This is a genomic window from Amycolatopsis thailandensis (assembly GCF_002234405.1).
GTDB lineage: Bacteria > Actinomycetota > Actinomycetes > Mycobacteriales > Pseudonocardiaceae > Amycolatopsis > Amycolatopsis thailandensis.
This window is the reverse complement of sequence record NZ_NMQT01000068.1, coordinates 26,232-44,799: the sequence shown is the minus strand read 5'-3', so window position 1 is coordinate 44,799 and position 18,568 is coordinate 26,232. Positions and strand designations below refer to the sequence as shown.

General features: G+C 68.0%; 19 protein-coding genes. 13 read left to right on the top strand and 6 right to left on the bottom strand.

The window, feature by feature from the left end:
• The first annotated feature begins 477 nt into the window (after nucleotides 1-477).
• The 9 genes from CFP71_RS19745 (at nucleotide 478) to CFP71_RS19705 (ending at nucleotide 9,698) form a co-directional block, all read left to right on the top strand.
• Nucleotides 478-1,929: an NDP-hexose 2,3-dehydratase family protein gene (locus tag CFP71_RS19745; RefSeq protein ID WP_093935341.1), complete on the top strand. Its 1,452-nt coding sequence runs from the start codon at nucleotides 478-480 to the stop codon at nucleotides 1,927-1,929.
• Nucleotides 1,926-3,035, top strand: a complete 1,110-nt coding sequence (locus tag CFP71_RS19740) for a DegT/DnrJ/EryC1/StrS family aminotransferase (protein WP_093935340.1) — start codon at nucleotides 1,926-1,928, stop codon at nucleotides 3,033-3,035. The genes CFP71_RS19745 and CFP71_RS19740 overlap by 4 nt, the downstream gene beginning before the upstream one ends.
• 22 nt (nucleotides 3,036-3,057) lie before the next feature.
• Nucleotides 3,058-3,675, top strand: a complete 618-nt coding sequence (locus tag CFP71_RS19735) for a dTDP-4-dehydrorhamnose 3,5-epimerase family protein (protein ID WP_093935339.1) — start codon at nucleotides 3,058-3,060, stop codon at nucleotides 3,673-3,675.
• A 1-nt stretch (nucleotide 3,676) separates the two neighbouring features.
• Complete coding sequence (locus CFP71_RS19730) at nucleotides 3,677-4,471, top strand: SDR family oxidoreductase (RefSeq protein ID WP_093935338.1); 795 nt, start codon at nucleotides 3,677-3,679, stop codon at nucleotides 4,469-4,471.
• A gap of 211 nt (nucleotides 4,472-4,682) precedes the next feature.
• Entirely contained in the window at nucleotides 4,683-5,783 is a 1,101-nt protein-coding gene (gene dpgA, locus CFP71_RS19725; RefSeq protein ID WP_093935337.1) for a 3,5-dihydroxyphenylacetyl-CoA synthase DpgA, read from the top strand.
• Nucleotides 5,777-6,439, top strand: a complete 663-nt coding sequence (dpgB, locus tag CFP71_RS19720; protein ID WP_093935336.1) for an enoyl-CoA-hydratase DpgB — start codon at nucleotides 5,777-5,779, stop codon at nucleotides 6,437-6,439. Before dpgA ends, dpgB begins: the two co-directional genes overlap by 7 nt.
• Nucleotides 6,436-7,650 (top strand): (3,5-dihydroxyphenyl)acetyl-CoA 1,2-dioxygenase DpgC, encoded by a 1,215-nt coding sequence (dpgC, locus tag CFP71_RS19715; RefSeq protein ID WP_093935335.1) that lies wholly within the window; start codon nucleotides 6,436-6,438, stop codon nucleotides 7,648-7,650. Before dpgB ends, dpgC begins: the two co-directional genes overlap by 4 nt.
• A complete protein-coding gene (dpgD, locus tag CFP71_RS19710) occupies nucleotides 7,647-8,444 on the top strand; it encodes an enoyl-CoA-hydratase DpgD (protein WP_093935334.1) in 798 nt (265 codons plus the stop codon). Before dpgC ends, dpgD begins: the two co-directional genes overlap by 4 nt.
• 180 nt (nucleotides 8,445-8,624) lie before the next feature.
• Entirely contained in the window at nucleotides 8,625-9,698 is a 1,074-nt protein-coding gene (locus tag CFP71_RS19705) for a 3-deoxy-7-phosphoheptulonate synthase (protein WP_093935333.1), read from the top strand.
• A gap of 18 nt (nucleotides 9,699-9,716) precedes the next feature.
• Here CFP71_RS19705 and CFP71_RS19700 read toward each other — a convergent pair whose 3' ends face one another.
• A complete protein-coding gene (locus CFP71_RS19700; protein ID WP_244199749.1) occupies nucleotides 9,717-10,124 on the bottom strand; it encodes a winged helix-turn-helix transcriptional regulator in 408 nt (135 codons plus the stop codon).
• Between the two features lie 28 nt (nucleotides 10,125-10,152).
• On the opposite strand from CFP71_RS19700, the gene CFP71_RS19695 reads away from it, so the two are divergent.
• Complete coding sequence (locus CFP71_RS19695; RefSeq protein WP_244199748.1) at nucleotides 10,153-10,716, top strand: hypothetical protein; 564 nt, start codon at nucleotides 10,153-10,155, stop codon at nucleotides 10,714-10,716.
• A 300-nt stretch (nucleotides 10,717-11,016) separates the two neighbouring features.
• On the opposite strand, the gene CFP71_RS19690 is transcribed toward CFP71_RS19695, so the two are convergent.
• Together CFP71_RS19690 and CFP71_RS19685 are read right to left on the bottom strand one after the other, a co-directional pair.
• On the bottom strand, nucleotides 11,017-11,622 hold the full coding sequence (locus CFP71_RS19690; protein WP_093935332.1) for a C39 family peptidase: 606 nt from the start codon (nucleotides 11,620-11,622) through the stop codon (nucleotides 11,017-11,019).
• Between the two features lie 27 nt (nucleotides 11,623-11,649).
• On the bottom strand, nucleotides 11,650-12,378 hold the full coding sequence (locus CFP71_RS19685) for a S1 family peptidase (protein ID WP_167406192.1): 729 nt from the start codon (nucleotides 12,376-12,378) through the stop codon (nucleotides 11,650-11,652).
• A gap of 380 nt (nucleotides 12,379-12,758) precedes the next feature.
• Between CFP71_RS19685 and CFP71_RS19680 the strand changes: the two genes are divergently transcribed.
• The 3 genes from CFP71_RS19680 (at nucleotide 12,759) to CFP71_RS19670 (ending at nucleotide 14,785) form a co-directional block, all read left to right on the top strand.
• The gene (locus CFP71_RS19680; protein WP_093935330.1) at nucleotides 12,759-13,073 is read left to right on the top strand and encodes a hypothetical protein; all 315 of its coding nucleotides are present in this window, start codon (nucleotides 12,759-12,761) and stop codon (nucleotides 13,071-13,073) included.
• 34 nt (nucleotides 13,074-13,107) lie between these two features.
• On the top strand, nucleotides 13,108-14,319 hold the full coding sequence (locus tag CFP71_RS19675; RefSeq protein WP_093935329.1) for an NlpC/P60 family protein: 1,212 nt from the start codon (nucleotides 13,108-13,110) through the stop codon (nucleotides 14,317-14,319).
• Between the two features lie 64 nt (nucleotides 14,320-14,383).
• Nucleotides 14,384-14,785, top strand: a complete 402-nt coding sequence (locus CFP71_RS19670) for a hypothetical protein (protein WP_093935328.1) — start codon at nucleotides 14,384-14,386, stop codon at nucleotides 14,783-14,785.
• A gap of 436 nt (nucleotides 14,786-15,221) precedes the next feature.
• Here the strand turns inward: CFP71_RS19670 and CFP71_RS19665 are convergent, their stop codons facing one another.
• The 3 genes from CFP71_RS19665 to CFP71_RS19655 all read right to left on the bottom strand — a co-directional run bounded on the left by CFP71_RS19665 (nucleotide 15,222) and on the right by CFP71_RS19655 (nucleotide 18,564).
• Complete coding sequence (locus tag CFP71_RS19665) at nucleotides 15,222-16,205, bottom strand: glycosyltransferase (RefSeq protein ID WP_093935327.1); 984 nt, start codon at nucleotides 16,203-16,205, stop codon at nucleotides 15,222-15,224.
• Between the two features lie 146 nt (nucleotides 16,206-16,351).
• Nucleotides 16,352-17,239 (bottom strand): hypothetical protein, encoded by an 888-nt coding sequence (locus tag CFP71_RS19660; protein ID WP_093935326.1) that lies wholly within the window; start codon nucleotides 17,237-17,239, stop codon nucleotides 16,352-16,354.
• A gap of 584 nt (nucleotides 17,240-17,823) precedes the next feature.
• Nucleotides 17,824-18,564, bottom strand: coding sequence for a hypothetical protein (locus CFP71_RS19655; protein WP_093935325.1), 741 nt, complete (start codon nucleotides 18,562-18,564; stop codon nucleotides 17,824-17,826).
• Nucleotides 18,565-18,568: the final 4 nt, after the last annotated feature.

Genomic DNA, 18,568 nt, shown 5'->3' with positions numbered 1-18,568 from the left:
GCCCTCGCCCTCGCCCTCGCCGGTCGCCCTCGCCCGTCACCGTCGAGCGCCGGTCCGTGAAGGCCTCCTTACCTACCCTGAAGGTAGTGAAGGAGGCCTTCACTACCTCCCGGATCGTCACGGACGCCTCGGAATCACCAGCGGTCACAACGGTTGCGCGTGAAGGCCCCCTGGCCGAGTACATGAAGGCCCCCATCCTTGCGCTAGACGCAGTGAAGGGGGCCTTCATGTACCGGCAGGCAGGCCACCTCGACCCAATGAGCTCCGGAAGGACCCAGCGTCGCGAAAGCCACTTTCGAGGCACCAGACGTCCCGGAAGTGGCTTTCGCGTCGCGGCCGTCGGCGCGTTCCCCGGAAAAGGAATTGGACGATGGACCGTCGTGATCGCCCGAAGCTACCTTCAACGACATGGAGCGGTGCGATGACCACTTGTAGCTGTGACCATTTCGGTGAGTCCGGATGACGAGGAGTCCGTTGATGCTGCCCGGTCTCGTCCCGCGGAACGCGGTGCGCCGCCGCGACGACCGTGACCACGCGGACCGGATCGCGTTGTCGGCCGCGACCACCGACGGGGTGCACATGCGGACCGAGGACGTCCGCGCCTGGATCGCGGAACGCCGTGAGGCCAACACCTTCCACGTCGAGCGCATCCCGTTCGCGGACATGGACCAATGGTGGTTCGAGGAGGCGACCGGCAATCTCGTCCACCGCAGCGGCCGGTTCTTCGCCATCGAAGGCCTGCACGTGGTCGAGCACGATGGCCCGCACGGCGACGGTCCCTACCGTGAATGGCAGCAGCCGGTCATCAAGCAGCCCGAAGTCGGCATTCTCGGCATCCTGGCCAAGGAGTTCGACGGCGTCCTGCATTTCCTGATGCAGGCCAAAATGGAGCCGGGGAACCCCAATCTGATCCAGCTCTCGCCGACAGTGCAGGCCACCCGCAGCAACTACACCAAGGCGCACGGCGGCACCAACGTCAAACTGATCGAGTACTTCGCCCCGCCCGATCCCGAACGGGTCATCGTCGACGTTCTCCAGGCGGAGCAAGGGTCGTGGTTCTTCCGCAAGTCCAATCGCAACATGATCGTCGAGACCGTCGACGACGTGCCGGGAGTGGGCGACTTCCGCTGGCTCACCCTCGGTCAGATCGCGGAGCTGATGCACGAGGACGAGACGATCAACATGAACGCCAGGAGCGTGCTGTCGTGTTTGCCTTACCACGACACGGATCCCGGCGCGTTGTTCTCCGACGTCCAGCTCCTCTCGTGGTTCACCAACGAACGTTCCCGGCACGACGTGCGGGCACAGCGCATCCCGCTCAAGGACGTCGGCGGCTGGAAGCAGGGCGTCGAAGCGATCGAGCACGAGGACGGCCGGTTCTTCAACGTCCGCGCGGTGGCGGTGAAGGGCAGCAACCGCGAGAAGATCAGCTGGACCCAGCCGTTGCTCGAATCCGTCGGTGAGGGTGTCGTGGCGTTCCTCAGGCGTGAGATCGGCGGCGTGCCGCACGTCCTGGTGCACGCCCGCGCCGACGCCGGGTTCCTGGACACCGTCGAGCTGGCGCCGACGGTCCAGCGCACGCCGCTCAACTACGCGCACTTGCCGGCGGAGAACCGTCCGCCGTTCCTCGACTTCGTCCAGGACGCTCCCCGGTCGCGGATCCGTTACGAGGCCGTCCATTCCGAGGAGGGCGGCCGTTTCCTCAACGCGAGGGCCCGCTATCTGGTGGTCGACGCCGACGAGACGGTCGATCCGCCGCCCGGCTTCGCCTGGGTGACCCCGGCGCAGCTGACCACGCTCACGCGACACGGGCACTACGTCAGTGTCGAGGCCCGCACGTTGCTCGCCTGCATCAACGCCGCGGTCGCACAGCCGCGCGCGAACGCCGTCATCGATTTCCCCTCAGTACATGGAAAGGCTCGCGCATGACCACGCGTGTTTGGGACTATCTCGCCGAATACCGGGCCGAGCGGCTCGACCTGCTGAACGCGGTCGAGACGGTCTTCGACTCGGGACAGCTCGTGCTCGGCGCGAGCCTGCGCGGATTCGAAGCGGAATTCGCCGCGTACCACGGCACCGGGCATTGCGTCGGTCTCGACAACGGGACGAACGCGATCAAGCTCGGCCTGCAGGCGCTGGGAGTCGGCCCGGGTGACGAGGTCATCACGGTCTCGAACACCGCCGCGCCGACCGTGGTCGCCATCGACGGCACGGGCGCCACCCCGGTCTTCGTCGACGTCCGCGAGGACGACTTCCTGATGGACACCGACCAGGTCGAGGCCGCGATCACCGAGCGCACCAAATGCCTGCTGCCGGTCCACCTGTACGGGCAGTGCGTGAACCTGGCCCCGTTGAAGGCGCTCGCCGCGAAGTACGGACTGTCCCTTTTGGAGGACTGCGCCCAGGCGCACGGCGCCCGGCAGAACGGCGTCGTCGCGGGGGCGACCGGCGACGTGGCCGCGTTCTCGTTCTATCCCACCAAGGTGCTCGGCGCGTACGGCGACGGCGGCGCGGCCATCACCTCCGAGGAATCCGTGGCGGCGAAGCTGCGCAGGCTCCGGTACTACGGCATGGAAGAGCGGTACTACACCGTGGAGACGCCTGCCCACAACAGCAGGTTGGACGAGGTCCAGGCCGAGATCCTGCGGCGCAAGCTCAAGCGGCTCGACACCTACACCGACGCCCGCCGTGCCGTCGCCCAGCGCTACGTCGAAGGCCTCGGCGACACCGAACTGAAGCTTCCCCGGACCGTCGACGGCAACGAGCACGTGTACTACGTGTACGTGGTGCGCCACCCGCGACGCGACGAAATCCTGGAGCGCCTCAAGGCCTACGACATCCACCTGAACATCAGCTACCCGTGGCCGGTGCACACCATGACCGGATTCGCGCACCTCGGCTACGAGAAGGGCTCGCTCCCCGTCACCGAAAAGCTGGCGGGTGAGATCTTCTCGCTGCCGATGTACCCCGCGCTCTCTCCCGACCTGCAGGACAAGGTCGTCCACGCGGTCCGCGAAGTGCTGTCCACCCTCTGACCGCCGATCACAGGAGAAAGCTGTGCAAGCACGCAAACTCGCCGTCGAAGGCGCGATCGAGTTCACTCCTCGCGTCTTCCCCGACGACCGGGGCATGTTCCTCTCGCCGTATCAGGAAGAGGCCTTCGTCGAGGCCAACGGCGCTCCGCTGTTCCGGGTGGCGCAGACGAACCACAGCGTGTCGAAGCGCGGGGTCATGCGGGGCGTCCACTACACCGTGACGCCGCCTGGCGTCGCGAAGTACGTCTACTGCGCACGCGGCAAGGCGTTGGACATCGTGGTCGACATCCGGGTCGGCTCGCCCACGTTCGGCAAGACCGACGTGGTCCTGATGGACCAGGAAACCCACCGGACGATGTACTTCCCGGTCGGGCTCGGCCACGCGTTCGTGGCGCTCGAGGACGACACCGTCATGTCCTACATGATCTCCGGAACCTATGTGCCGCAGAACGAGCTGGCGCTTTCGGTGCTGGACCCGGCCCTGGAGCTCTCCTTGGACATCGGGGTCGAACCGATCCTGTCCGAACGGGACCGGGTGGCGATCACGCTCGCCGAGGCGAAGGAACGGGGTCTCCTGCCGGATTACGCCACCAGCCTGGAACTCGAACGACGGCTGACCGAAGCCCCGGTCACGGCCTGACATGCTCGAAAAGACGAACGGAGACAACGGAGATCCCGTCGCCGCCTTGCGCGGTGCCGGGGTCGTCGTCACCGGCGCCGGCCGGGGCATCGGTGCGGCGCTGGCGAGGGGATTCGCCGAGGCGGGCGCGCGGGTCGTGGTCAACGACCGGCACGCCGACCGGGCCGCCGTCGTCGCCGCCGAGATCGGCGGGTTCGCGTTGCCCGGCAACGCTTCGGATCGCCTGGTGCCCACGGCCCGTGAACTGCTCGGCGGGCCCGTCGACGTCTACTGCGCCAACGCCGGCGTCCTGAAGACCGGCGGCCCCGAAGCCTCCGACGACGACTGGGCGACGTCCTGGGACATCAACGTCATGGCGCATGTGCAAGCCGCCCGTGACCTGTTGCCCGACTGGCTGGAGCGCGGGCGGGGCAGATTCGTTTCGGTCGCTTCGTCGGCGGCGCTGCTCACCCTGATCGGGTCCGCGCCGTACGCGGTTTCCAAACACGCGTCGCTCGCGTTCGCCGAATGGATGTCGGTGACCTACCGGCATCTCGGCATCCACGTGCACGCGATCTGCCCGCGTGCCGTGCGCACCGAAGCGTACGAAGCGGAACTCGAATCCGCCGAACTGAGATTGCTTTCGACAGCCATCGGTCCCGAGAAGGTGACGGAAGCATTGTTCGAAAGCATCGCGGAGAACCGGTTCCTGGTCCTCCCGCATCCCGAGGTCGCCGACCACGCGGCCCAGCGCGTCACCGACCGCGAACGCTGGCTCAGCGACATCAACCGGATGCAGACCAGCACCTCGCGCTGAAAGATCGCCATCGCGGAAACCAGACGGGCTTCGCGATGGCGATTTTTCTTGTCTCACAAAGGTTTACGGGCTTGGACGCGTTGACCGCCGTGATCGGCGAAGCCTAATTTCGAAATGTCCGCCGACTTCCGCGAAAGGTGAGGGCCATGCGCGCTGCGCCGTTCAAGCAGCTGCTCCGAAGCAAGCTCAGAACATGGGGGTGGATGTACCGATGACTGCCATCGTAGAACCGGCCGAAGAGCTTTCCGTTTTCACCGGCCTGACCGAGATCACCAGGTTCGCCGGCGTGGGGACCGCGGTTTCCGCGTCGTCCTATTCGCAGTCCGAACTCCTCGAAATCCTCGACGTCGAGGATCCGAAGATCCGGTCGGTCTTCCTGAACAGCGCCATCGACCGGCGCTTCCTCACCCTTCCGCCGGAGAGCCCCGGCGGCGGACGTGTGTCCGAACCGCAGGGCGACCTCCTCGACAAGCACAAGAAGATCGCCGTCGACATGGGCTGCCGGGCGCTGGAAGCCTGCCTGAAGTCGGCGGGCGCGACACTTTCCGACCTGCGTCACCTGTGCTGCGTCACCTCGACCGGGTTCCTGACCCCCGGCCTCAGCGCGCTGATCATCCGCGAGCTGGGCATCGACCCGCACTGCAGCCGCTCCGACATCGTGGGCATGGGCTGCAACGCCGGTCTCAACGCGCTCAACGTGGTCGCGGGCTGGTCCGCGGCGCATCCGGGCGAACTCGGCGTCGTCCTGTGCAGCGAGGCGTGCTCCGCCGCCTACGCGCTGGACGGCACCATGCGGACCGCGGTGGTCAACAGCCTCTTCGGCGACGGATCCGCGGCGCTGGCCGTCATTTCCGGAGACGGGCGCGTGCCGGGGCCGCGCGTCCTGAAGTTCGCCAGCTACATCATCACCGACGCGGTCGAAGCGATGCGTTACGACTGGGACCGTGACCAGGATCGCTTCAGTTTCTTCCTCGACCCGCAGATTCCCTACGTGGTCGGCGCGCACGCCGAGATCGTCATCGACCGGCTGCTGTCCGGGACCGGCCTGCGCCGCAGCGACATCGGCCACTGGCTGGTGCACTCCGGTGGCAAGAAGGTGATCGACGCGGTCGTCGTCAACCTCGGCCTGAGCCGGTACGACGTCCGCCACACCACCGGTGTGCTGCGTGACTACGGGAACCTCTCCAGCGGCTCCTTCCTCTTCTCCTACGAGCGGCTCGCCGACGAGGACGTCGCCCGCCCGGGGGAGTACGGCGTGCTCATGACCATGGGGCCCGGCTCCACTATCGAAATGGCGCTTATTCAATGGTGACGCGTAACGAAGACAACGGCGACCTGGTGCTGCGGTTCGACGGTTCCCGTCCGCTGTCGATCGCGGCGGTCGAGGAGATCGACGCGCTCTGCGACCGGGCCGAGGACCGGCGTGAGCCGGGGCCGGTCACGGTCCACCTCACGGGCGCACCTCCGGCCGGCTGGGCGAAGGGGCTGACGGTCGGCCTGGTCTCCAAATGGGAGCGGGTCGTCCGCCGGTTCGAACGGCTCGGCAGGCTCACCGTCGCGGTGGCGTCCGGCGAGTGCGCCGGAACGGCACTCGACCTCCTCCTCGCCGCGGACGTCCGGATCGCCGAGCCGGGGGCGAGCTTGCGGTTGTCCAGCGCGGGCGGCGGCTCCTGGCCGGGAATGACCGTGTACCGCCTCACCAAGCAGGCGGGCGCGGCGGGCATCCGGCGGGCCGTGCTGCTGGGGACCCCGATCGACACCGAGCGCGCGCTTGCCCTCAACCTGATCGACGAGGTGACCGACGACCCGGCGAAGACGCTGGCCGAGCTGGCCGGGGTCACCGACGGCGCCGAGACGGCGATCCGCCGTCAGCTCATCTTCGAAGCGGGCTCGACCACCTTCGAGGAGGCACTCGGTTCGCACCTGGCCGCGGCGGACCGGGCCCTGCGTCGGGAAGCCAAGTCGTGACGACTCTTTCGCCAGGGCCCGATCTCCGGGCCCTGGCGGGGGAGGCTCACCGGGTCGACGACGAAATCCGGGCGCTGCGCACGGCGTTCGTCGAGGAGCACGCCGAAGAGATCTACGCCGGACTCACCGATGGCCGGACGCGATACCTGCGGATCGACGAACTCGTCCGCGCCGCCGCTCTCGCCTGTCCCGGCCTGGTTCCTTCGGAAGAGCAGATGGCGGCCGAGCGTTCCCTGCCCCAGGCGGAAAAGGAAGGGCGCGAGATCGACCAGGGCATCTTCCTGCGCGGGATCCTGCGAGCCCCGAAGGCCGGTCCGCATCTGCTCGACGCCATGCTCCGGCCCACCGAAAGGGCGCTGAAGCTACTGCCCGGGTTCCTCGAAACCGGCGTCGTGGAGATGGAGGCCGTCCGGCTGGAACGCCGTGACGGTGTCGCGCACCTGACCCTGTGCCGGGACGACTGCCTGAACGCCGAGGACGGCCGTCAGGTCGACGACATGGAGACCGCTGTCGATCTGGCGCTGCTCGACCCGTCCGTCCGAAGTGGACTTCTTCGGGGCGGGGTGATGAGTCACCCCCGGTATCTGGGACGTCGGGTGTTCTGCGCGGGGATCAACCTCAAGAAACTCAGCTCCGGTGACATCCCGCTCGTCGATTTCCTGCTGCGGCGGGAAACCGGCTACATCCAGAAGATCTTCCGCGGCCTGCTCACGGACGGCTCGTGGCATTCGCGGCTGACCGACAAGCCGTGGATGGCGGCCGTCGACTCCTTCGCCATCGGCGGCGGGACCCAGCTCCTGCTGGTCTTCGACCACGTGCTCGCGGCGTCGGACGCGTACCTCAGCCTGCCCGCGGCCAAGGAAGGGATCATCCCGGGGGTGTCGAACTTCCGGCTGTCCCGGATCGCCGGACCTCGGGTGGCCCGGCAGGTGATCCTCGGCGGGCGCAAGCTCCGGGCGGACGAGCCGGACGCCCGGTCCATCGTCGACGAGGTCGTCCCGCCGGAAGAGATGGACACGGCGATCGACAGCGCGCTGGCCCGGCTCGACGGGGAAGCCGTGGTGGCCAACCGCCGCATGCTGAACCTGGCCGAGGAACCGCCGGAGGAATTCCGCCGGTACATCGCCGAATTCGCGCTACAGCAGGCTTTGCGCATCTACGGCGCGGACGTGATCGGCAAGGTCGACGGTTTCGCGGTGGGTGCTCGATGAGCGAAACCGTTGTGCGATACGAAAAGAAGGACCACGTCGCCTACGTGACGATGGACCGGCCCGGCGTGCTGAACGCGATGGACCGGCGGATGCACACGGAACTCGCCGGGATCTGGGACGACGTCGAGGCCGACGACGACGTCAGGGCCGTGGTCCTGACCGGCGCGGGGGACCGCGCGTTCTCCGTCGGGCAGGACCTGAAGGAACGCGCGCGGCTGACCGAGGAGGGCGTGGAGGCCTCGACGTTCGGCAGCGGCGGGCAGCCGGGGCATCCGCGGCTGACCGACCGGTTCACGCTGTCGAAGCCGGTGGTGGCCCGCGTGCACGGTTACGCGCTGGGCGGCGGGTTCGAATTGATGCTGGCGTGCGACATCGCCATCGCGTCCGAGGACGCGGTCTTCGCGCTGCCGGAGGTCCGGCTCGGCCTGATCGCCGGGGCCGGGGGAGTGTTCCGGTTGCCGCGCCAGCTGCCGCACAAGGTGGCGATGGGCCATCTGCTGACCGGTCGCCGGATGGACGCGGCGACCGCGCTCCGATACGGGCTCGTGAACGAGGTCGTGCCGGTGGCCGAACTGGACCGGTGTGTCGCCGAATGGACGGACAGTCTCGTGCGCGCCGCACCGCTTTCGGTCCGTGCGATCAAGGAGGCCGCGCTGCGATCGCTGGACGTCCCGCTGGAGGAGGCGTTCAAAACCTTGTATCCGTGGGAAGAACGGCGACGGCGGAGCGCGGACGCGACCGAAGGCGCCCGGGCCTTCGCCGAAAAACGGGACCCGATTTGGACCGGGCGTTAGCTTTTCTCCCCGGGTGACAAATGGCAGAAGATTCCGGCGTAAGAGAAATCACGGTAACGTCCCTCGCGTCACGTGATGCCGGGCTTTCCCGAGCTTCGTCGTTCACCCGAGACCGCCGTCCGGGCCGGGAAATCCCGGCTTTCCCTCGCCCGATGCCGGCAGAAATCCTGGATACCTGTGATGACAACCATCGCCGCCGTCGATCTCGACAACCAGCGCATCGACCGCCTGGTCCCGTTGGTCACCCCCGCCCTGCTGCACCACGAACTCCCGCTCAGCGCCACCGCGGCCGACACGGTGCGACAGGGGCGCGAGGCCGTCGTCCGCGTCCTCGACGGCACGGACGACAGACTGCTCGTGATCGCCGGGCCCTGCTCGATCCACGATCCCGCCGCGGCCCTCGAATACGCCGACCGCCTCGCCGCCCTCGCCGGCCGGTTCGTCAACGACCTGCTGATCGTCATGCGCGTCTATTTCGAAAAGCCCCGTACGGTCGGCGGCTGGAAAGGGCTCATCAACGACCCGCACCTCGACGGCACCGGTGACGTCAACCGCGGCCTGCGTATCGCCAGGGACCTCCTCCTCGAACTCGCCGAGGGTGGCCTGCCCGCCGCGTGCGAATGGCTGGACACGACCATTCCGGCGTACCTCGCGGACACTGTCTCGTGGGGCGCGATCGGCGCCCGGACGGTGGAAAGCCAGAACCACCGCATGCTGGCCAGCGGTCTGTCCATGCCCGTCGGCTTCAAGAACCGGCGCGACGGCGACGTCACCGTCGCCGTCGACGCGATCCGCGCCGCCGAGGCGCGCCACGTCGTTCCCGGCGTCGACCCCAGCGGCCTGCCCGCCATCCTGCACACCGTCGGCAACCCCGATTGCCACGTCGTCCTGCGCGGGGGCAACAGCGCGCCCAACCACAACCCGGCGTCCGTCCGCGCGACGCTCACCACCCTGCAGAACGCCGGTCTGCCGCGCCGCGTCGTGATCGACGCCAGCCACGACAACAGCCGCAAGGACCACCTCCGGCAGGCCGTCGTCGCCGAGCAGATCGCCGAGCAGGTCAGGAACGGCCAGCGCGGGATCGTCGGCGTCATGGTCGAATCCAACCTCCAGGCGGGCCGCCAGGACCTCCACCCCGACCGGCCGCTCACCTACGGGCAGTCGATCACGGACGCCTGCATCGACATCGCCGCCACCCAGGAGGTCCTCGAAACCCTCGCCGTCGCGGCCGCCGCCCGGCGGACCGTGAAGTGACGCTGGACGTTCGGGCGATCACCGCTGACCGATCGCGTCGGCGCACCCCATCGCCGTGTTCGGCGCGCCCTCGCCTTGGATGTGCCGAAGATGCGCCTCGCCCCAGACCCTGACCTCTTCGACCACGGGCAGGACCGTGGTCCCGTACGGGGTGAGCCGGTAGATCACGCGCGCCGGGACCGGCCCGGTCACCACGCGTTCGACGAGCCCGTCGGCTTCGAGTTCCCGCAGCTGCTCGGCCAGCACCTTGGGCGTGATCGGCGCGCCCCGGCGGCGAAGACCGGCGAAATGGGACTCGCCGTGGGCGAGCCAGTACAGCAGCGTGAGTTTCCATTTCCCGCCGATCGCGGCGAACGCGGCGGCCATCGGGCAGCCGGGCAGTGGGTTGGGGCGCGAAAGGTTACCCGCAGGTGCCTTCTTGTCCATGGCCGTTCTCCGCTCCGATAGTCGGACCATGACCGTGCCATACAAACGAATCCTGACAGTGTGCCTTTCGGCCGTCCTGCTGATCGCGACGGCGGCGTCGGGCGACGCGTCGACGTCACCCGACGGCCAACGAGCCTTCGATTGGGAGATCGGCACCTGGCGCTCCTCCGTACGGGTCCTCGCCGAACCGCTTTCGGACTCCGCGGACCAGTGGCTCCCGTTCACGGGCACCAGCACCGTGCGCCCGCTCATGGACCGGCGGGCGAACGCCCTCGAGTTCGAGGTCGCGGGACCGAACGGCCGCATCGACGCGCTCAACCTGCGGTTGTACGAACCGCGGACACAGCGGTGGAGCCTGACCTTCGTCAACCTGCGCGACGGCCTGCTCACCCCGTCGGTCCACGGCGGGTTCCGTGACGGCGTCGGCGACTTCCGCGGCGACGACACCCTGGGCGGCCGTCCGATCAAGGTGCGTTTCCTGATCTTCCGGCCAGGGCCGGACGAGGCGCGGTTCGAGCAGGCGTTCTCGGCCGACGGCGGGACGACGTGGGAGACGAACTGGGTGGCCGTGGACCACCGGATCCGCAAGTGACCTGATCAGTGGCCGAACGGGTTGCCTGCGGTACATCAAGGCCCCCTTCACTGCGTCTAGCGCAAGGATGGGGGCCTTCACGTACTCGGCTAGGGGGCCTTCACGCGCAACCGTTGTGACCGCTGGTGCTTGCGAGGCGTCTGTGACGATCCGGGAGGTAGTGAAGGCCTCCTTCACTACCTTCAGGGTAGGTAAGGAGGCCTTCACGGACCGGACTGTCAACAACAGCAGCCAGAGGCTGGCAGGTCCCTGAGACCCGGCTGGTTCCACCCCGAACCGCCACTCACGACCACCTGTACCTCAGCCGGCGCGGCCGAAGACCATGCCGCGCAGGGCGTAGAACCGCGCGAAGTCCTCGTCGTCCACGTAGGCGTCTTGCTGGCCGTGCGGGCCGGTCCCCGACGGGTTGTTCATGACCAGGCCCGACTCGGTCACGCCGGTGACCAGCACCAGATGCCCGCCCTTGCGGGGCGGCTCGCTCTTCGGCTCCCTGATCGACTTGTGCACCGACGCCATCACCTGGTGCCCCTGGGCGACCAGGCTCCGCAGCTCGGACAGGCCGAAATCGATCCGCACCTCGCCGTCGATCCCGAACCGGTCCGCCGCCCAGCCGAGGAACGGCGCGTAGATCAGGCCGTGCACGCCGGTCTCGTGCCGCACGTAGCCGCCGAACCGCTCGCATTCCTTGGCCAGCTCGACGCTCGGCGGGACCTCTTGCCCCCGATGGGCCAGCATCATCCGCAGACAGGCCATCCCGCAGGCGCGCCACGACCAGAATTCGTATTCCCGTGCGGAAACGGCGCCGGAATCCGCCCAGCGCGGATCGTCCGCGGCGGACATCGCGCCGGTGACGATCGCCGCGACGAGTTCGGGGGATTCCCATTGCGAGAAATACGGAATGGGCATGCGCGCAGTCTTCCACACGCGAATCGGCTACAGGCCGCCGACCGTCTCCGCGATCCAAGGGCGGACAGCCGGCGAGGTCAGGTCGACATAGATCGACGGGCTCGCGCCACAGTGGATCCCGGTGCCCCGGCTGTCGCTGCCGATCAGGTTCCAGACACCGTCGACCTTCGTGATCTGCGGGCCGCCGGAGTCGCCGTAGCAGTCGCCGCCGTCGTTCGGGTTGTCGGTGCAGATCTCGTGCCCCGCGTTGATCTTGTAACAACTGCTGTCCGGGAGGACAGAGGTGTCGAACTCGTTGTTGTGGATGGACATCGGGCCGCAGCTGGGAAGGTCGCAGGTCTGCCCCCAGCCGAGCAGCCGGGTGGCGGTGCCCACGGTGGCGGCCTCGGGGCCGGGGATCCGGATCGGCGCGTACGACACCGGCGCGGCCAGCCGCAGCAGCTTCACGTCGGCGTAGCGATGAGGGACCTGCTCGACGACACTCACGCTCTTGGCCTTGGTCCGGTCGTTGTTCCCTATCCGCACCGAGTTCACCGCCGGGTTGCAGTGCTTGGCCGTGATCACCCAGTTCGGTTTGATCAGCGAACCCGTGCAACCGTCGACGATGTAGACCGCGAAGGGATAGGGCTCGGTGGCTTTGCGGCCACCGACGATCGAGGTTATCGGACCTTCGGCACCGGCCGCCGTCGAGGCGAAACCGGAAACCGTGGTCGCCACCGTGACGAATAAAATCGCCAGCAGGGATCTGACCTTCAAGGTGACTCCGTTCATTCGGTGAAGGAGTTGTGCCAATAAGGGTCACGGGAAATCGGCGAAGACCGCAAGCTGTCCATTTCGGCTCGATACCGGAAAAGAATGGCTCACTCGATCGGGTGGAGACCGGTCACTGAAAGTAACGGCGTCGCCCCGGCTCCGGCGCTGTCGGCATCCGGCCGTCCGCGGGGGTCGGCGAGGTAAGATCTTCGGGTCGACTTCGGGGAACCGACACGCTGCCGGGTGCGTCGATGTACACGAACGGCGGCATCGCCGTTTCCGGAAACGGCGCGCACGGGTGGGCGGGAGCTCATAGGGTGCGCGGTACAGCTGTGTGGGCAGACGAAGTGCGGGCGCAGGCGCCACGACTGGAGGGATCATCCATGACTCGCCGATTCGATCCGGAGCAGATCGCGTCGTTGGCCAAGAAGGTCGGCGGGCTCAAGGAGGGCTTCAGCGGGACGAGCAAGGACCTGGGCGACGGCGACCCCGGTGGCGCGTTCGGTGACCTGAAGAACGCCGCCGGCACGGGCAAGACGATGAAGGGGTTCCACCAGGGCGTGAACGCGCATCTGGACGCCGCCTCGAAGCTCGTCGACGCCGCGTCCATCGCGCTGTCCAACGCCGCCCAGCGCATGCGGAACGACGAAGCCGCGGGTGTGCACACCCTCCGCGGCAACGACCGCGAGCGGGATTGATCGGACTGAAGACGGGAACCAGGGGGATTTACCGATGACCACCGCGGAGCGGAATCCGGGCACGCTCGACGACCCGTCGCACGACCGTCCGAAGTCGCTGGACGCCATCGACAAGCACGCCCAGCAGACGCAGAAGCTCGACTCGGGCGCGGTCAACGACCAGGCCAGGAAGGTCGGCGGAGCCGCCACCAGGGCCAACGACCTCGGCGACGACCTCAAGGTCTTCCGCGACGACGTCCTGCGCCACTGGGAGGGCAAGGACGCCGACGCCGTCGCCGACCACCTCGAGAAGCTCGGGAAGGCCAGTTACAAGGTCAGCGACAAGGCCGAGGCGGCCAAGAACATCCTCCAGCGCGTGTCCGAGATCCTGGACGACGTCAAGAAGAAGGTCGCGCAGCTCGCCCAGGAGGCCAACGACAAGGACGCGGACAACCGCGCGCTGATCGACTCGGCCCGCCGCCGGAAGAACAGCTCCAAGGACGACAACGAGATCGCCATCGCCGCGTCCGACATCGAGCGGCTCCGGCAGCTCAACGAGAAGGACTCCAACGGCAAGAAGGACGAGATCGAGAAGGCGCTGGACGACGCCGAGAAGCAGATCGACGACCTTCTCAAGCCGCTCGGCCTGGAGATCGAGGGCGGTTTCCTGGAGCTGGTGCCCGCCGACACCGGCGGGACCACCGCGTCGAGCGTCCACGCCACCCCGGTCAACCACGTGCCCAGCCATGGCGGCGGGGACGGCGGCGGTGGAGGCGGCGGCCACGGCGGCGGCGGGGGTGGTGGCGGTGGCGTCGCCGGGGTCCAGGGCGACGGGCGGCCCGCCAAGCCGATCGACGCGCGGGGCGACAACCCGGCCAAGATCGCCGAGAAGTTCCTCGGCCGCAACGCCGGCGACCTCAAGGGCAGCGGTGAGCTGCCCGCCATGCAGTCGTGGGTGCCCAACAACGTCAACTGCGCGAACTTCGTCTCCGGCTGCCTGGAAGCGGCGGGCCTGATCGACAAGGGCCAGGCCAGCGCCTCGGTCGCGGGCCTGACGGCCAACCTCCAAGCGGACGGCTGGAAAGAGGTACCGCTCTCCCAGGCGAAACCCGGCGACGTGGTGATCTCGAACAACGGCGGGCACGTCGTGCTGTACGCGGGCGACGGCCAGTTCATCGGTTCGAACAACGTCAACCCCGACGGTTCGCAGAAGATCAGCATGGGCGGCGGTGGCGGCCTCGTGAAGATCCTCACCCCGCCGACCTGATCCGACAGAACGCCATAGCGGTACCGGGCCAGCCGACGCTGCCCCGCCAGTGGGAGGAAGCTTGATGTACACCCGATCGTTCCCGGTGTCGCTGAACCCGGGCGACCCGGCCCGGGAGGCGGTGCTCCAGGCCGCCACCGCCCGGCTCGACGAGGAGTTCGGCGATCAGGTCCAGGTGGCCGTGGAGCAGCTCGACCGGATCGGCCCCTGGGTGTTCCTCCAGGGGACGATGCGCGGCACCCAGGCCGGTCGCCCGTACTACGCCGGCACCATCTACGAGAACAAGCGAGCCGACGGCGTCATGTCCGACGTCTACGTCGCCCTGCTCAAGAAGACCAGCGAGACGACGGTCGACGACGACCCGCGGTCCTGGCGCGTGGCGCGCTACGCCATCGGGCCGACCGACGTCGCGTGGCTGACCTGGCCGGACGAGCACGAGGTGCCGCAGTCCCTGTTCGGGTTCTGACCTGGCCTTCATGTACTTGGGCTGTACTTGGGCTGCGGCAAGGCGCGCGTCGCGAAAGCCACTTTCGGGACATGGTGCCGGGGACGACACGCGTGATCAGACGGACGACACACGTGATCAGGCGGACGACACACGTGGTCAGGCGGACGACTTGCGACGGGACTCGGGTCGCCGCGTGGCGTCCGTCCAGTCACGTGTGTCGTCCGTCTGATCACAGGTGTCGTCCATCCGGTCACGTGAAAGTGAGGTATCGATCGCGCGGGACGCCGATCGTCGTGTTGCGCGGCACCGGCCGCGCCGCTAATCGGATCGCCGGCGCGCGAACCGGTCTGGCAGCCCCTTCGGTCGCCTTCGTCGCTCGTTCTCCGCTGACACGGGTCGTGGACCGCGGGGGACTTCGCCGCGTTCTGTGTGAGGTACTCGGGCTCGCCTGACGCTAGGCCCATTTCGGCAGGGTGCGGGCCACCTCGTCGGGGGAGGGCATGCGCGCGATCTCGTCAGCGATCGCCAGGGCCGCGTCGCGATGTTCGGGGTTTCCGTGCCTCGGCAACAGCTTCCGGGTTCGTTCGGCGACCGCTTCCGCGCTCAGCTCGCCGGGGAGGAGGCTCAGCGCGGCGCCCGCGGCACCGAGGGCTTCGGCGTTGGCGAAGTGGTCGGCTCCCTGAGGGAGGATCAGCTGCGGGGCGCCGACGCCGAGCGCGCCGAGGGTCGTGCCGCTGCCGCCGTGGTGTACGACGGCGTCGACGTGCGGCAGCAGTTCCGCCTGAGGCAGCCACGCCCGCACCGTGACGTTGTCAGGTAGCGCGCCGAGTTCCTCAGGGCGGACACGTCCGGAAGCGACGAGCACCTCGGCGTCCAGTGTGGACAGTCCCCGGATCGCCGTGGCGAGGACTTCCGGCGTGCCGAAAGCGGTGCCGAGGGTCAGGTAGATCAGCGGGCGCGAGGTCTTTTCGAGGCGCCACGGATCCGGTTCGGAACAGGGGACGGGACGAAGTTCGATACGTTCCGTTGTCGCGAGGAAACGCTTGTCCTGCAACGAAGGCGGGCAGATGTCGAAATGCGGCCGGGTCCCGGCGGGGAGCTGGAGCCCGATCCCCTCGGGGAACATACGCCCGAACCCGTGCCAGAGGGAGGGAATCCCGGCCCGCTCCGCCGCGATGGCCACTCCCGGTTGGCCCCATTCGTGTAAGACGAGGTCCGGCCGAAGACGGGCCAGGTCCGGTTCGAGATCCTCGGCGTAGATCTCGTAGAACACGTCCGCCGGGCGAAAGGGCCGCAGTCCGTTCCTGAGCAAGGGCGCGTGGACGTTCTCGCCCGCGGCGAAACGCACCTCGTGTCCGGCGTCCCGGGCGGCGACGGCGAGCGGGATCAGGGGATAGGTGTGGCCGACCGAGGCGAGGGCGGCGAAGAGTACTCGCATGCGACTCCGTCCAGGATGTTTCGAATGTTTATATCAGATGATCTGAACATCTGAATCTCCTGTCCGACGGTGTCCTGCGCGGAGGCCGACATCGCCAAAGCCACTTCGGTGGCGTCCGACGTCCCCGAAGTGGCTTTAGCGAGGGGTCAGGGGTGGTAGATCTCCTTGACCGTGGCGATCTTGTCGTCACCGTTCACGCTGATCTGCGCGCGCACCGGGTTGCCTTCCTGCAGCTGCTGGATCAGCTGGGCCTGGCCGCACGGTCCGTTGCCGAGGCCCGCGTCGTCGATGGTGACCGTGCCCGACTCGCTCGGGCACAAGGTGGCCGCGCTGAACACCTTGCCGCCCGGCTGAAGCGGCAGCCGGTAGGTCTTGCCGTCGACCGGCCTGGCGTCGCCGCCCTTGCCGGGGACGGTCAGCTGGAAGCGGGCCATCCGCACGTCGGCGTCGTAACCGGTGAACTGCACCGAGTGGGTGGAGTTCGGGAACTTGCGGACCTGCTTGTCGGGAGCCTGACCGGTGCCGCCCGAAGGCCGGGTCTCCAGCTGCAGGGAGTCGTTGGGCACGCCGCAGGTGACCGCGCCCTGGGCGCCCGCGGCGTCCGCCTGGCGGGCGCAGGTCCACCGGCCCTGGACGTCGAGGACCCGCTCGCCCGGGCCTTCGGCCTGCGGCAGCTTCTGGTAGTACTCGGCGATCACGTTGAACGCCTCGGTGCAGCCCGGCGTGGTGCCGTCGGTGGCGGCCACCGCGATCAGGTCCATCTTCTGCCTGCCGGGCGCGCCGACCTGGCCGCCGTTCTTGCTGCAATTGACGTCACCGTTCGACGTGGCGCCGGATCCGCCGGTCCCGCCGGAGGCCGCCCCCTGGCCGACGCCTTCCGGCACCTGCTCGGCCGCCGCCGTTTCCGCCGCATTCCGTACCGGAGAGCCATTTCCCGCGACGCCGTTCCCGCCGCACGCGGAAAGGAGTGCGGTGGCGGCGACCGCCCCGCCCACAATGGCCATTTTGATTGTCTTCTTCGCGGTGAAATTCATTTCTGCGCCCCTCTCGCGTCAATTTTCGAAGCTTTGTCAGGAAGACGCGAGAACCGTGATCGGGTTGCTCCCGGGAGCCCTCGCGGCACAGGGTTGCCCGAAGGTTCCGGCGGCCCTGCCCTCACGGGCAAGTCTGGTTCGGGGGAAGCAACCTCCCAGGTCGGTGGACGCGAGAAGGCTGTCGTCGAGAGGTTATTGAGAGGTAGGTCAAAGGTGTCTTGGTCGATTCTGTCGAGCAGGGCCGGTCGCGGCCCGGGTGTCCGTAAAGCCACGCAAAGTTCCCAAATGGGCGTTCTGGCCTGGAAGAGGTGTCTCGGGTGGACGGCTGAAGTCGTGATCTGCTCCCTCAGGCCAGTTCAGGCAGGGCTGCGAAAGCCCTGCTCGGCAGGAGACTCGATCACGCCACTTTGCCTTACTTCTCGATAGGCGGGTGGGGTGTGTGGAAATAGGGACGTTGAACGTCCCTATTTCCACACACCTCTCACCCTGGATGGCAGGTCCCTCGCCGCCGACCTGGATCAGGGCGGCAGAGAAGGAGACTGCCCGGGCGACACGCCGGCGTCAGTGGATCGCGCCGCGGCGGATCACGGAATGACGCGGTTGCGCAGGTTGTTCGGGTACGGGCCTTCGCCGTGAATGTTCAGTTCGTTGCCCACTTCGAAACTGTAATAAGGGTGCGAGGTGAAGTAGCTGTCCAGATTGGTGCCGCCGAAGCAGATCAAATCCGCGCCGCCACCCGAATTGGGGCCGTTGCACAGACTCAACGTCGGATAGCGGAACGAGTCCAGCGGCCGGAAGCCCGCGCCGCTCGGACCGGGTACGGGCAGGTGTCCGATCAGCCCGCCGGGGTCACCCGGCCAGTTCGACTCGCCCGGCTGCCGCCGCCCGTCGGCGAACAGCACGCCCTGGATGTTCCGTCCGGGCGGCTCGGTCTCCAGCACCGTGCCCGCGACGAGCGCCCCGAGGCTGAACCCGACGATGTAGACCTTGGTGTCGAGGTCGCAGCCGTAGGTGACATACAGGTTGTAGAGCGCGGTCCTGAGGTTGGCGACGCCGGCGTCGACGTCGGTGTACAGGTTGATGTCCGCCTCGGCGTTCGGGTACGGAATGCGCACCGGGTTGGCGCCGCCCGGCGCGAGCCCCGGGTCCAGGAGTTTCTGTGCTCCGCCGTCCCGGTATCCCGGCACGACGAACATGACCGGCCCGCACGCGCCGTCCGGTCGGGCGACGGCCGCCTGCGCCGCTCCCGAACCGGCGATCGCGCCGGTCAGGGTGACGATGGACAGGACGGCGGTCGCGAGCAGGCGCGCTTTGAGTCTCTTCATCGGT

Coding starts and splice junctions, on each gene's coding strand:
- CFP71_RS19745 (WP_093935341.1), top strand. CDS start 478: ATGCTGCCCGGTCTCGTCCCGCGGAACGCGGTGCGCCGCCGCGACGAC.
- CFP71_RS19740 (WP_093935340.1), top strand. CDS start 1,926: ATGACCACGCGTGTTTGGGACTATCTCGCCGAATACCGGGCCGAGCGG.
- CFP71_RS19730 (WP_093935338.1), top strand. CDS start 3,677: ATGCTCGAAAAGACGAACGGAGACAACGGAGATCCCGTCGCCGCCTTG.
- dpgA (WP_093935337.1), top strand. CDS start 4,683: ATGACTGCCATCGTAGAACCGGCCGAAGAGCTTTCCGTTTTCACCGGC.
- dpgB (WP_093935336.1), top strand. CDS start 5,777: ATGGTGACGCGTAACGAAGACAACGGCGACCTGGTGCTGCGGTTCGAC.
- dpgD (WP_093935334.1), top strand. CDS start 7,647: ATGAGCGAAACCGTTGTGCGATACGAAAAGAAGGACCACGTCGCCTAC.
- CFP71_RS19705 (WP_093935333.1), top strand. CDS start 8,625: ATGACAACCATCGCCGCCGTCGATCTCGACAACCAGCGCATCGACCGC.
- CFP71_RS19700 (WP_244199749.1), bottom strand. CDS start 10,124: ATGGACAAGAAGGCACCTGCGGGTAACCTTTCGCGCCCCAACCCACTG.
- CFP71_RS19695 (WP_244199748.1), top strand. CDS start 10,153: ATGACCGTGCCATACAAACGAATCCTGACAGTGTGCCTTTCGGCCGTC.
- CFP71_RS19690 (WP_093935332.1), bottom strand. CDS start 11,622: ATGCCCATTCCGTATTTCTCGCAATGGGAATCCCCCGAACTCGTCGCG.
- CFP71_RS19680 (WP_093935330.1), top strand. CDS start 12,759: ATGACTCGCCGATTCGATCCGGAGCAGATCGCGTCGTTGGCCAAGAAG.
- CFP71_RS19675 (WP_093935329.1), top strand. CDS start 13,108: ATGACCACCGCGGAGCGGAATCCGGGCACGCTCGACGACCCGTCGCAC.
- CFP71_RS19670 (WP_093935328.1), top strand. CDS start 14,384: ATGTACACCCGATCGTTCCCGGTGTCGCTGAACCCGGGCGACCCGGCC.
- CFP71_RS19665 (WP_093935327.1), bottom strand. CDS start 16,205: ATGCGAGTACTCTTCGCCGCCCTCGCCTCGGTCGGCCACACCTATCCC.
- CFP71_RS19660 (WP_093935326.1), bottom strand. CDS start 17,239: ATGAATTTCACCGCGAAGAAGACAATCAAAATGGCCATTGTGGGCGGG.
- CFP71_RS19655 (WP_093935325.1), bottom strand. CDS start 18,564: ATGAAGAGACTCAAAGCGCGCCTGCTCGCGACCGCCGTCCTGTCCATC.